Consider the following 13320-nt stretch of genomic DNA (forward strand, 5'->3'; position numbering starts at 1 on the left):
GGTGACTCTTCCTATATACCTAATTAAATTTTATCTTTTAAAATCTAATTAACCATCTTATTATCTAGCAGTTCTTAATGTTATACTCTCTTTGCTTGAAAGCTCTCCATTAGAATATTTAGCAGCAATCTTGAAATTGTAGATTGTATGTCTACTTAACCCGCTAAAATTATATGATATTTCTTCAGATCCTATTTCAGCAACCTTTTTACCATCTCTATAAAGAACATATCCTTCTAATCCTTTAGTTGATTCAGGAACATCCCAAGTAGCAACTACGTTTTTCTTGTTAATTTCAGAAGAATCAAAGTTTCTAACTGGTTTAACTACTATCTCTTCTCCTCCAACAGTTTCAAGAGCTTCCATAGCCGCTTTTAGATTTATTGTAATCTCATCAACTTGTTCCTTAGTAGTCTCTATATCATTGTTTAATGCCTTTGCATTATTTAATACTTCTTCAAAGGCAGTCCAACTTTCAACTGTGTAATCACTAGATACTAATTTAGAAGCTTCAACTAATAATTCATTTAACTCTCTAGCTTCAACTAATCCAGCCTGTGCTTCTTCAAGTTTATTTCTTAATACACTTAATTGTGAGAAGTTTATTACATCTAAAGCACTAACTTTATTAGCTACATTATTATATCTTTCTGAAGAAGCTTTTGTATAATCTGCTTCATTGATATCCTCTACTAAAGCCTTTAATTCATTGATTTCCTCAGTAGTAGCAGCTCTATCCTTCTTAGTAACACTTATTTCTTTTATAGCTGCAAAGTTTTGTCCATTAAATGTAGACATGGCTGTTAATCTAATTCCATTAGCTTTTATTGCCTCATCTAATTCTATTTTTTCTCTAACTCCATCAGTGAACTCGCCTTCTTTAACAACAGTCCATTCTCCACCTATATTAGCTTCTAATTTATAGCCTTTGATTGAACCATTTGTTCCTTTTCCACGAGATAATACATTTACAGTATCAAACTCTATTTCTTCTCCAAAGTCAACAGAAAGCCAGTGTTTTCCACTATGATTATCAGCTCCACGATAATTTGTATGCCATAAAGTAGCCTCATTTCCATCAATAGCATATGATGCAGGACCATCATTACCACTTGGTGGATTCATTTCTGAACAAGCACTTGCTTCCCAATTCTCTTTGTTATATTCTATAACATCTGATCCTTCATATGAGTTCGCTATTTCTCTTGCTTCATCATAATAAACAGAGCTATTTCTTAATTGAATATCTCCTATAATTCCATTAAAGTTATTATCACTAACCTTAATAGTTCCACCGCTTATTTCTTGATTTATAATTGATTTGTCATATACAGAATTTATTAATTCTCCATCAATATAAATCTTAAGCATTCCATTAACTTCTCTAACAGCTGAAATATGGTGTAATTCTCCATCATTAACTTTACCAACAAAAGTTGATTCTGTTGAAGTTGGAACATATTGGTCTGTTCCAAAAGTTCCATGTGCTTTTTCAACCACAGTAGTTACCTCTGACTTAGAGTTAACATTTAAATCTTTAACTTTAAAGTTTACATATCCATCTTCATCAATTGATAACTTAATGTCATCCCCTTGACTTAATAAATTTACATTAGTTGATGTAGTATCAACTGCCATAGTCACTGCAAAGTCAGTTGTTCCTTCAAAGCTATTAATTGTATCAACTTCATATTCCTTATTCATGTCTAAGAAATAAGTATCTGAGTTTCCATTGTATTTTTTATTTATATTTTCTCCGCCAATTAATTCATCACCATTTACTATTGATGCAACATTTCCATTTTGGTAAACAGGAATTGTTAAGCTTGTTGTTAATGAATTACCTAAAGCATCTCTCTCTCCATTAACATTTAAAGTTACTTCTTTATCTAAAGCTTCATTAGTAGTTATAACAATAGTTCTATAATCATCTAATAACTTAGATTCGGCCACTTCTGCTCCTTCAACAGAGTAAACTCCCTCACTATTTTCAACACGATCATTGTATTTTATAGTGATTTCACTTTCTCCTGTTACCTTTGCAGAAACTATTTCTGCCTCTTCATTATCTACTTTACCATATTGAAGTATTCTAGTTTCATATGGTTTTAAAGTTACTGTTATGCTATCTCCATAAGATACTGTACCAGCATCTCCAACAACATATGGTAATACTTGATTTCCTTTTAAGTTTGAAACTGATTTTGGAACTCCAACTATATCAGTTAATTCTAAAGTATATTCTTTAGTCTCTCCAGTTGGGTTTCTAAATGAAACTATTCCTTCATTTCCATTCCATGCAGAATATCCATAAACCCCTTCAGTTGCTCTATTACCAAACAATTTTGCTTTTTCTAAAATATGAGCATTACTCTCAGCAAAATCTAAAGCATCAGCATTTACTTGCCATTTCTCATCATCCATTATTGAAGGTGAATAATATAATTCCCAGAATGCTGTTCCACGAACTGCATTTGCAAATAAGAAGTCTCTAAAATCCTCTGTAGTTGCTGAACTACTATCTGATACTCCATATATTGGATCATGGTTATATATATTTTTTGCTGGGAATTGAACTTGGTTTGACTTATAAAGATTGTAATAAACATTATCTCTATAAGTTATTTTTTGTTGATGTCTTGAACCAGTTCCAGCATGACCAGTATCACCTGAATCTTGTACCCATACAGTATTTACCCATTGAAGTAACCATGGACTTAAGTTAACATAGCAAGTTGCATTTATAAATAATCCTTTTCCTTCTTCGGCTCTACTTGCACGCATTGTATCCCAAGCATCAGTCCATTTTTCCCATAAATCTGTTGTATAATACATATTGTTATGTCCGCCAGTCATATGGTCGTGATTTGAATTTGTACAAGGTCTAAGTGCAAATCCATCTAATTTCCAATAGTCTATATCAAATCTTTTTTGATAATCTAAGAATAGACTTGTTAAATTCTTTACATACTTATCTGAACCTACACAAACATTAGTCCAGTAATCATTTTGGGCATATCCAGTTCCCATTTTTTCTAGATATCTTGCAAAACCACTAAAGTAGTTATATCCACCTTGAGGTCCAAGCCATAATCCAAACTTAGATTGGAATTTATTTGTTAACTCTGTAGATGTATATAACTCATTTGGGAATTTATCATTGAACTCCCAGAAATCAGTTCTGTTCATACTATTTCCAGCTTCTGCTGTTGATATATTAGGATTAAACTCTGGATCTCTATAGTTATGCCATCCATCATCAACAACATAAGAATCAACTGGCTCTACTCCATTTTCAGTTAATCCTTTTTCAGAACCATAGAAAGACTTCGAAATACTCTCATCTGTAATTGTAAGCATGTTATCATACCATGAGTTATATTGTTTTCTGAACTCAGTTGGTGTAGCTATTTCTGAAATATACTCAAAGAAGTCTGTTTGTACAACATCTGTATCTACTCCCTCTGCTGCCCCAACAACATTTTGCCATGATACAAATTTCCCATCTGTAGTTAACTGGTTATCTCTTTCTAATTGTTCAAAAGTCTTACCACTATAATATCTTATTTGCATTTCATCATTTACTACATCTGTATCTGCTGCTGGGAATTCTGAACCAAAGAACATACCATTTGCATAAATAGGTTGTCCAAGCATTAACTCATTCTTACCAATCCACATTGAAGATACATCTTTTAAATCTGGATGTGACCAAACTGTGTCTTTTATACTATCATCTAGTACAAAGTTATCTAAATCAATATAATCAATTTGTGCTTCTTCATTATCAGTTATAATCTCAAGGAATGATCTCATATAATGATCATCACCTTCAAGAACTGTTACCATATCAATGTTATATTCTGTTCCAAAAATCTCATATGGCTCATATGAAATAGTAAGCTTTTTACCATTTTCAATGTCTTCTATCTTTGTAGTAGATACATCTATTGTTAAATCACTAGACTTGATTTCTGTTTTTGAAGTTTCTGGAATAACATATTTATCAGAATATAAGTTTATTTCTGCTCCTGAAAATTCTTGAGTATTTCCTAAAGCATCTGATAATTGATCGATTCTTATATATCTTGTTTCATAGGTTTTATCAAAATTTCCATAAACCACATCACCTACATTGTGTAGATTTCCTTCTTGATGTAGATTATAATCCTCTGCAGTAAATTCACCTTCACCTGCCTCTGTCCAATTTACCCCATCTTCACTTACATAAAGCTTGTATGCTCCCATTGTTCCATTCTTACCATAATTAGCATCAGTATATCCTGGACGTTTTAAGTATGAAAAAGAAGATATTGTTTGAACTTCACCTAAATCAATTTTCAATGATGTTGGGTATCCAGTTATTCTATAACTATCGATGTAAGTATTTTTGTCTCCATCAAATAGCTTAGTAATATCTGTTTGAGGATACTCAGTTCCATTTTGAACAGAAAGTGTTCCTTTCCAATTATCTCTTTGTAAAACCTCTGTAGGTAAAGTAGGCTCTGGATTTTCTAGTTCAGGTTTTATTGTGTTTATAACAAAGTCTTCTGAGCCAGCCTGTGGAATTATATTAGTATTGGCTCTACTATTTTCTATTTCCCTTGTTAATACCTTTCCATCAACAATTGAAAACTCTCTTGAAATGAATTCGTTTCCAATGAATAGTTTATCATTACTCTTACTAGCAACAACATCGCCATTATTTTCATTTCCTTCTGCTAGTACTGCCATTGGTGCAATATTAGTTAAAGCAACACTAAGCCCTAAGGTTAAGGATAAAGTTTTTTTTGAAAATTTTTTACCCGGCATTTCTTTTTTCTCCCCCTTTTAATTTTAGAAAAATATTTTTAATATACTTTCCTATTAATAAGTAGCCTAAGATTTATTTCCTCAAATATATCTTACTTTCTAAAATACTTTATTGAATTTTACACCCCCTTTTAAAATTCACCGCCCTATTTCCATTTATTGGTAATAATACTGTAATTATATCATTACCACTTTTTCAATTCAACTATTATAAAATTTTTAATAAGTAATTTTAAATATTAATTACTATACCATTCTTAATTAATCTAAATACAAAATTCATGATTATATTTTATAAAAAATAATTATATGTAATATTTTACAAATTATATAATAACTGTTTTATTATCTATAATATTATCTTATAATATTTTGTAAATAGATTTTAAAAGAAAGGAGGATAAATCAAAATCAGTTAAAAGACTATTTTTAAGCTTACTAAGTTCTAAGAAAACTTTATTTTTTACAACTCTTAGAATTTATATTTCTAAAAATACTTAAGTAAGGGGTTTATTATGATGAAATTTAAAAACAAATTCACTAGGCTGTTAAGTAATTCATTGACACTTATTATGTGTTGTTCTCTACTTCCAATTGGAACTTTACAAACTCAAGCTAAAGAAAAAAATACTTCTTTAGATACTGAAGAAGTAACAACTATTATTGATGACTCTGAAAAAGGTACTGGCTTAAATCAATTTAACTTTTCAGAAGGTTGGGTAGCTGATAGAGCTTCTATTGATTATAACGGAACTGAACATTGGACAAATAAAAATAGATGGGTAAATGGAGAAGCTCCTTCTTTTGAATTAAGGTTTAAAGGAACTAAAATAGAGCTTTATGGTAAAAAAGATAATGATTTAGGTATTTATGCCATAAGTATTGATGGTAATGAACCTATAGAAGTAGATGCCTATAATCTTAATGCTCAAAATCAAGAAAAATTATTTGAAGCTTCTAATTTAACTAATGAAGAACATACTCTAAAATTTCAAATTTTAGATAAAAGAAATCCTATGGCAAGCAATTCAAAACCTTTAGGTGCTCAAATAGATTTCGCTAAGGTCTACTCTACTGAAATTGTAGATCCTAATAAAGAATATGTAACACCAGTAAACGATCACACCATTGGTGATGATTTATTCCAATTTACTTATTCAAGTGGTTGGAGCGAAAGTACTGGCATAGGTTCTTTCTATAATGGTGATGAATTCTGGACTTTAGCTACTGCTGATTTTCAGCCTAGTTATACCCTAAAGTTTTATGGGAACAAAGTAGAATTATACGGTGTTAAAGAACCTTCTTCTGCTATATGTGAAGTTACTATAGATGGTGGTGAACCTGAGGAAATGGATCCATACAACCCAACTAGATTAGTTGGTCAAAAGTTATATGAAAAAGAGGGATTATCAGATGGTGAACACACTCTTACTGTAAAAGTTACTCATAGAAAAAATCCTTCTTCAAGTAGCTATAATGGAGAAATAGATTATGCAAAGGTTTATCATAAACAAATTCCTGCTACTGGAATAACTTTTAATACAGAGGGTATTCAAATTGAAAATGGTATGAGTGATTCAGTAAACGCAACAGTCATTCCTTCATACTCAACTCAGAAGACAATAAACTATTCGATAGAAGATGAAAATATAGCTTCTATTGATGAGAATGGTGAAATAACTACTAAAAATGAAGGAGAAACTAATATAATTGCTACTGTTAAAGGAACTAATATTTCTAAAACTATACCATTAAAAGTTACTAAGGCAGGAGCTCTTCTTGGCGTCGCTGTTGGTTCCACAGATTTTCATTACCTTCAAAAAAATTATAATGATATAAAAAATTTAAATTCAAATACATGGAATGATGTAGCTTGGATAGGAGATGAGCTTAATTCTAAAATTGTTACTTGGACAAAGTCATCCCCTGTTAATAATGTTGCAGTAACTTCAAGTGATTTTATAAATGAAAATGGAAATACAATTTCTTCAGATAATGTTGAAATATCTTGGCTTAAGGAAACTTTAGCAAATATAGGTCGTGGTAACCCATCTGCTCCTGTTGAGCTATTTCCAGATATAATCCATAAATCTGGTTCATTAAATATAGAAGCAAATAAAGTTACTTCTGCATGGGTTAATATTTCAATTCCTAGAGATACAAAACCTGGAGTTTATACCGGTTCTTTAACTGTAAATGCAGATGAATTAGAGAAACCATATGTTTTTGATTATTCCTTTGAAGTTTTAGATTTAGTACAACCTCTTCCAAAGGAAACAAATACTCAAATTGAATTATGGCAGCATCCTTACACTACAGCGAGATATTACGGTATAACTGAAGAGGATTTATTTACAGAAAAGCATTTTAAATATTTAAGAGAAAACCTTGAAGAGTATAGAGACATGGGTGGTCGTGGTGTTATAGCTAATATAGTTGAAGAGGCTTGGAACCACCAATCCTATGATAGTGATCCTTCAATGATTAAGTGGAAAAAGAAAGCTGATGGTACTTTTGAATTTGATTACTCTCACTTTGATAAGTGGATTCAATTTAACGTAGATTTAGGAATTCTAGATCCTGAAAATGGTTTTGGACAAATAAAATGTTATAGTATAGTTCCTTGGAACAATAGAATACAATACTTTAACGAAGCTACGAATAAAAATGAATCAATAAGTCCTAAACCTGGTAGTGAACTTTGGATAAATACCTGGACTCAATTTTTAACTTCATTTATGTCTCACCTTGAAGAAAAAGGTTGGTTTGATATAACATACATTTCAATGGATGAAAGAAGTATGGATGACTTAAGAGCCTCTGTTGATTTAATTGAAAGTATTACAAATAATAATGGCGATCACTTTAAAATATCCTCTGCTATGAATTATCAAAGTGGAAATGATTATTCTTTCTTAGATAGAATAGATGATATATCAATTGGCTTATCTCATATAAATCATAATTCTGATGATATGAAAAACATGGCTGCACATAGAGAAGACCTTGGATTATTGACTACAATATATACTTGTACTGGAGATTATCCAAATAGTTTCACCATAAGTGATACGGCAGAAAGCGCTTGGACTATGTGGTATTCATTAGCTCAAAATACTGATGGATTTATGCGTTGGTCATGGGATGGATGGGTTGAAAATCCATTAGAAAATGTATCATATAAATATTGGGAGCCTGGTGACCCTTGGTTTATATACCCAGCTGAAAAAGATAGCACTACTAATACCTTCTACTCTACTCCTAGATTTGAAAGATTAAAGGAAGGTATAAGGGATATAAATAAAGCTAAATATCTAATGGAAAATGCTCCAGAATTAAAGGATGATATAGATGCTTTAGTTAAATCACTTAAAAGACCTAAGCAAGGTGGAAATGGATATGGCTCTGCAGTAGCTGCTTCTCAAGCTGATAAAGATTTAACTATTTTAGAAGTGAACAGAATGAAAGAAGGAATAAATGATTTTGCAAGAGAATTTATCTCATCACAAGATGAAAATATAATAGTTAATCCTGTTAGAAACTTTGAAGCACTAGAAATTAATAAGAATAATGTTTCTGTCACTTGGGAAGCTCCTGAAACTACTAAGGGTTTAGAGGGCTATATTCTTTATAAGGACGGTAAAAAAGTGGTAGAATTAAAACCTGAAGAAACTACTTATAAATTTACCAATTTAAATAGACACACTATTTATAACTTTAAAATAGCAGCTAAATATAGCAATGGTGAAATATCCAATAAAGAATCTATTACCTTAAGAACTACAAGATAAAAACTTAATAAAAAAGGGGCTGTATCAAAATAACTCATCAATAAAACTTATAAATAATATGAAGAGAATATCTGAATGAACTTTAGAATTTAAGCTATTACGTAGAATAATTTGCGTTAAGAAGCGAAGCTGTTTTACCAGCGGGAGTTCTGAGCTTTAGCAAATTATTCGGAGTAATTGCTATAAATAATGACTCCAATGTAACTAAAGTTCCATTGGATAAGTTCAAGAATCCAAATTAAAATTTGGACTTTCACTTAAAATTCAGTAATTCTCGGAATATATTTATAAGTTTTATATACGAGTTTTGATACATCCCCTTTTGTATTGTTTATAATATAATTTAGAACTTTATAAAATATATTTGGTATTATACAAATAATATACTATAAACATTTTTTGATTTATATAATTCTCCAATAAACCAATGAATCCTAACTATATTTCTTCTACTTTATTTTGTAAAAAATCATGTAATTTCTTTTCTCTTGCAACTAGTTTTTCTACAAATTCTGTTTTTGGGTTATTTAATATTTCTCTTGGTTTTCCATATTGTTCTATTTTCCCATCATTCATAACAAGAATCTTTGTTCCAAGTTTAATTGCCTCTGAAATATCATGAGTTACAAAAATAATAGTTATACCAGTTTGCTTATGGATTCTAATTATTTCCTCTTGTAATTGCCCCCTAGTAATTTCATCTACAGCTCCAAAAGGTTCATCCATTAAAAGTAAGTCTGGTGATGTTGATAAGGCCCTTGCAATTCCCACCCTTTGTTGTTGTCCTCCAGAAAGCTCATCTGGATACCTACCTAAAAGTTCTTCATCTAACCCTACAATATCCATCCACTTCTTCACTGCATTCCTTGTTTTCTCTTTATTTTTTTTATTTAATAAATTAGGAACATAGGCAATATTTTTTTCTATGGTCATATGAGGGAAAAGAACGCTCCCCTGTATGGAATAACCTATATTTCTACGAAGTGATATAATATCTTCCTCTTCAATATTTTTATTCCTAACTAGTATGGTTCCTTCCTCTGGTTTTATAAGACCATTTATCATCTTTAAAATCGTTGTTTTACCGCATCCTGAACTTCCTATTACAGTTAGGAACTCTCCTTGTTCAATATCAAGATTAAAATTCTCTATAACGGTGTTTTCCCCATAAGTTTTCTTTATATTTTGGAATTTAATAATTGCACTCATTTATTCTCCCCCTATTTAAGAATTCCCTTTTCTATCAAGAATTCACGAGCAACAACTTCAGCGTCAACTCCTTCCGTCTCTACCCTATAATTTAAGTATGCCATCTTTTCATCATCTAAAATTCCTTCAAGCTTCTTGAAAACATCATTTAATTCAGGATAATCTTCTAAGATTTCATCCCTTACTACCATAGCTGCCATAGCTGAAGAAAAGAAATTTTTATCATCCTTTAAGACTACAACCTCAGCAACTGCAAGCTGTCCATCCGTAGTGAATATATCCATAACATCAACTTTACCTTCATTCATAGCCTGATATTTTAATCCAATATCTAAATCAATGGTTTCTTTAAAATTGAATCCATATGTTGAACAAAATGCCTCATATCCATCTGGTCTCTCATAAAAATCATACTCTGCACCAAATACCAGCTTGTCAGATATTTTTGCAAGATCAGAATAGGTCTTAAGGTTATATTCTTCTGCTATATCTTTTCTTACTGCAAGTCCATAAGTATCATTAAATCCAACTACTCCTGTCCAAGTTAAATGATATTTTTCTGCATATTCTTTCTTTAACTCTTCATACATGGTTTCATCATAAAATCCCTTATGATTTAATACCATATTCCATCCAGTAGAAGTATACTCTGGATACATATCAAACTCTCCACTTTCCATACCTGGCATAATATTAGATGTACCTCCACCAACACCTTGAGTTAATTTAACTTCTAAATCCGTGTCTTGTTCAATTACATCTTTTAGCATAGCTCCTATTATATACTGTTCAGTCATAGGTTTTGTAGCAATATTTATAGTATCAATATTACCTTCTTTTGTTAATACTCTTCCAAATATTAATGCACAAATTATAATTAAAATAATTCCTGCTATTCCTCTTTTCTTTCCTATATTTCTTCTCTTCCTTTTTCCTATACTCTCAACTTTACTAAGAATAAAATCTACCACTATGGCTAATAAAGCTATAAGTAAACTTCCCGCTAAAGTCATGGCAGAATTATTAGTAGTTATTCCTCTATAAATAGCGACACCTAATCCCCCTGCACCTATAAAAGAAGCTATACCAGCAAGAGCAATTGTCATAGTAGCCATATTTCTTACTCCAGCCATAATGACTGGCATTGCAAGGGGAAGTTTTATCTTATATAAAATTTGAAATTTTGTGCTTCCCATGCCCTCGGCAGCTTCTAAAATTCTACTATCAATATTGGTAATTCCAGTATGAGTATTTCGAACCATTGGTAAAAGTGCATATATAGTCAATGCTATAATTGCAGTAGTATTTCCAATACCTGATAAAGGAATTAAAAAACCTAATAGTGATATTGATGGAATAGTATAGACAAAATTTATAATTGCAAGAATTGCCTTAGAACTTTTCTTATATTCACTAATTAAAATTCCTATTAATAGCCCAATAATGCAAGCTATAATAATAGCAAGGAGTGAAATTTGCAAATGCTCAAGTAAAAGATTCAAATAGAATTCCTTCTTTTCTGTTAATTGCACAAATATATCACTAATCACCTTTTCCTGTCCCCCTTTATAATTTTTAAAATAACTTTCTACAAATAACTAATTAAGTAAAACACGCTCTTTTTTACTATTTTATAATTAGGAATCACTATTTATTCCTTTAAATATTTTTATATGAATTAATCACAAATAACTTAAAATATATTTCAAATCAAAAGACTTGAGTAAGAAAATTAAAAACACCCTATATTTAAACTTTTAAATATAGGATGTTTTATAAATAGAATCACAATCATTTTATAATTCAAAGTTTACACCTTTTTATATTATTAAACTATTTTTCCAAATCTATTATAATAGTCTCTTCTATATAATTTTCAATTATCTCTCGCGCCATATTAAAGTAATTTACACACTTATCAATTATTACTGCATCAGTACTTACAACTCTATCTAATTTTTCTAAAATTACATCAGCATTATTAACTAAATTAACCTCTACATTTATATTCCATTCCTTAGAATACTCTAATATTTTATGCTTTAAATTACCTGAATTAGAAACAGGAGAATCCAAATAAAAAATAACATTTTTACAATTATACTTATTCAAAAATTCTCCAATTATTTTTAGAGCTTTATCTGTTTTATCAATAATTTTATAAGTCCCTCTAAGTCCTGCTAAATCTCTAATACAACCATCACTTCCTATAATTAAAGTTCCTCCTGATAGAGCAACTTCAAGGGTTATTAATAAATTGAAGCCATCTATATGTATAGCTCCTTCTCTTAAACATTCTAAAGGAAGTCTTTTTTCTCTTCTTATCTTCTTACTTTCTTCAGAACAGACTCCTCTTTTTAAAGCATCTCTCTGTCTTAGAGAAAATTGATATCTATCTCCAACAAATTTAATAACATGCTCCATTTTATAATCTCTACTTATTAACCATTCAATTTCTTCTTTTGCTTTTTGTAATCTTTCTTGTTCCTTATTATAAAACCATCTCTTATCACTTTCGTCAAATCCTCTTTTAGTTACCTTGCTCATTCTTATCCTCACTTTATAGTATTAAAATTATTTTTCATTAAGTAAATACTTCTCTATTTTACTTTGTACAACTTTAACATTCCTTCTAACTTTCTATCAATAATCTAAATAAACTTTTTCTTCTACAAAACAGTCAGAAGAGACTCTATTTAATTCAACATCTAATTATAGTATTTCTTAATAGTTCCCACTTATGATTTTTAATATATTTATGTATAAGTTTACTTTTAATTATATACTATTAAAAAGTAAAAAATCCACGATATAATATCATGGATTTTTTATTCGCAATTATTTATAATAGTTTGTCCACTCTTCACATTTATCTAGTGTCATATTAATAAATTTTTGATATTTAGCTAATTCATCATTTTTAAACTCTTTTTCAATTTTCTTTTTATTGTCTATCCATTTCTTTTGAACTTTTGTTATTTTTTTAAAATCTTCTTGAGATAAATTTTCTTTAAATTCTCTATACATATTATTTAATAACTCATCACTTAACTCATAAACAACTTTTGCATTTTCTACGTTGCTTACATCATAAGATCTTAAAGTTGTTATTAAAGCATTATAGTACCTAAAAAATCCTTGACCCTTTGGAAGTAATTCTTCTGCACTTAAACTTTTGTTTTTAAAGTCTTCCCTTATATCTTCATTTACTTCTTTACTACTATTTGCATCTTCATTTTTTGCAACATATTCATGTGTGTCATTAGAGGTAATATTAGTATTTTCTTCTTTAGTGCTAACTTTCTCATTAGTTGGCTCAGACTTATATTTAACCTCTATTAAAAGATATGCTATACCGCCAAGTAATATAGAGATTATTACTACCACTGAAACATATTTTAAAATACTACTTTTATTATTTTTCTCCATTTAACCTTCTCCTTCGTTAAAATTTCATTAATTGGTATGGATGTCTTTATGATTCCAGTAATAAATTATACCTATTAAA

5 protein-coding genes and 2 pseudogenes are annotated in these 13320 nt (G+C 29.9%); 2 read left to right on the forward strand and 5 right to left on the reverse strand.

What is annotated here, in order from left to right:
- Window positions 1-60 precede the first annotated feature (60 nt).
- The gene (locus OIF33_RS00335) at window positions 61-4812 is read right to left on the reverse strand and encodes a discoidin domain-containing protein (protein ID WP_322502233.1); all 4752 of its coding nucleotides are present in this window, start codon (window positions 4810-4812) and stop codon (window positions 61-63) included.
- Between the two features lie 1349 nt (window positions 4813-6161).
- Here OIF33_RS00335 and OIF33_RS00340 point away from each other — a divergent pair.
- Together OIF33_RS00340 and OIF33_RS17075 are read left to right on the forward strand one after the other, a co-directional pair.
- A pseudogene (locus OIF33_RS00340) lies at window positions 6162-8114 on the forward strand (glycoside hydrolase domain-containing protein); the annotation flags it as partial.
- A gap of 216 nt (window positions 8115-8330) precedes the next feature.
- A pseudogene (locus OIF33_RS17075) lies at window positions 8331-8603 on the forward strand (fibronectin type III domain-containing protein); the annotation flags it as partial.
- 438 nt (window positions 8604-9041) lie between these two features.
- Here OIF33_RS17075 and OIF33_RS00345 read toward each other — a convergent pair.
- The 4 genes from OIF33_RS00345 to OIF33_RS00360 form a co-directional block, all read right to left on the reverse strand.
- Complete coding sequence (locus OIF33_RS00345) at window positions 9042-9812, reverse strand: ABC transporter ATP-binding protein (protein WP_322502234.1); 771 nt, start codon at window positions 9810-9812, stop codon at window positions 9042-9044.
- Window positions 9813-9823: 11 nt separating this feature from the next.
- Window positions 9824-11362, reverse strand: a complete 1539-nt coding sequence (locus OIF33_RS00350; protein ID WP_322502235.1) for a glycine betaine ABC transporter substrate-binding protein — start codon at window positions 11360-11362, stop codon at window positions 9824-9826.
- 283 nt (window positions 11363-11645) lie between these two features.
- Window positions 11646-12359, reverse strand: a complete 714-nt coding sequence (locus OIF33_RS00355) for a DUF434 domain-containing protein (RefSeq protein WP_322502236.1) — start codon at window positions 12357-12359, stop codon at window positions 11646-11648.
- A gap of 291 nt (window positions 12360-12650) precedes the next feature.
- Window positions 12651-13241 carry a hypothetical protein gene (locus OIF33_RS00360; RefSeq protein WP_322502237.1) on the reverse strand — a complete coding sequence of 197 codons (591 nt, stop codon included), beginning with the start codon at window positions 13239-13241 and terminating at the stop codon, window positions 12651-12653.
- Window positions 13242-13320: the final 79 nt, after the last annotated feature.

This window comes from Clostridium sp. LIBA-8841 (genome assembly GCF_034439435.1).
Taxonomy (GTDB): Bacteria; Bacillota; Clostridia; order Clostridiales; family Clostridiaceae; genus Sarcina.

Bases quoted from the DNA above. Each gene is read 5' to 3' on its own strand.
- OIF33_RS00355 (WP_322502236.1), bottom strand. From the start codon at position 12,359: ATGAGCAAGGTAACTAAAAGAGGATTTGACGAAAGTGATAAGAGATGG.
- OIF33_RS00345 (WP_322502234.1), bottom strand. From the start codon at position 9,812: ATGAGTGCAATTATTAAATTCCAAAATATAAAGAAAACTTATGGGGAA.
- OIF33_RS00360 (WP_322502237.1), bottom strand. From the start codon at position 13,241: ATGGAGAAAAATAATAAAAGTAGTATTTTAAAATATGTTTCAGTGGTA.
- OIF33_RS00335 (WP_322502233.1), bottom strand. From the start codon at position 4,812: ATGCCGGGTAAAAAATTTTCAAAAAAAACTTTATCCTTAACCTTAGGG.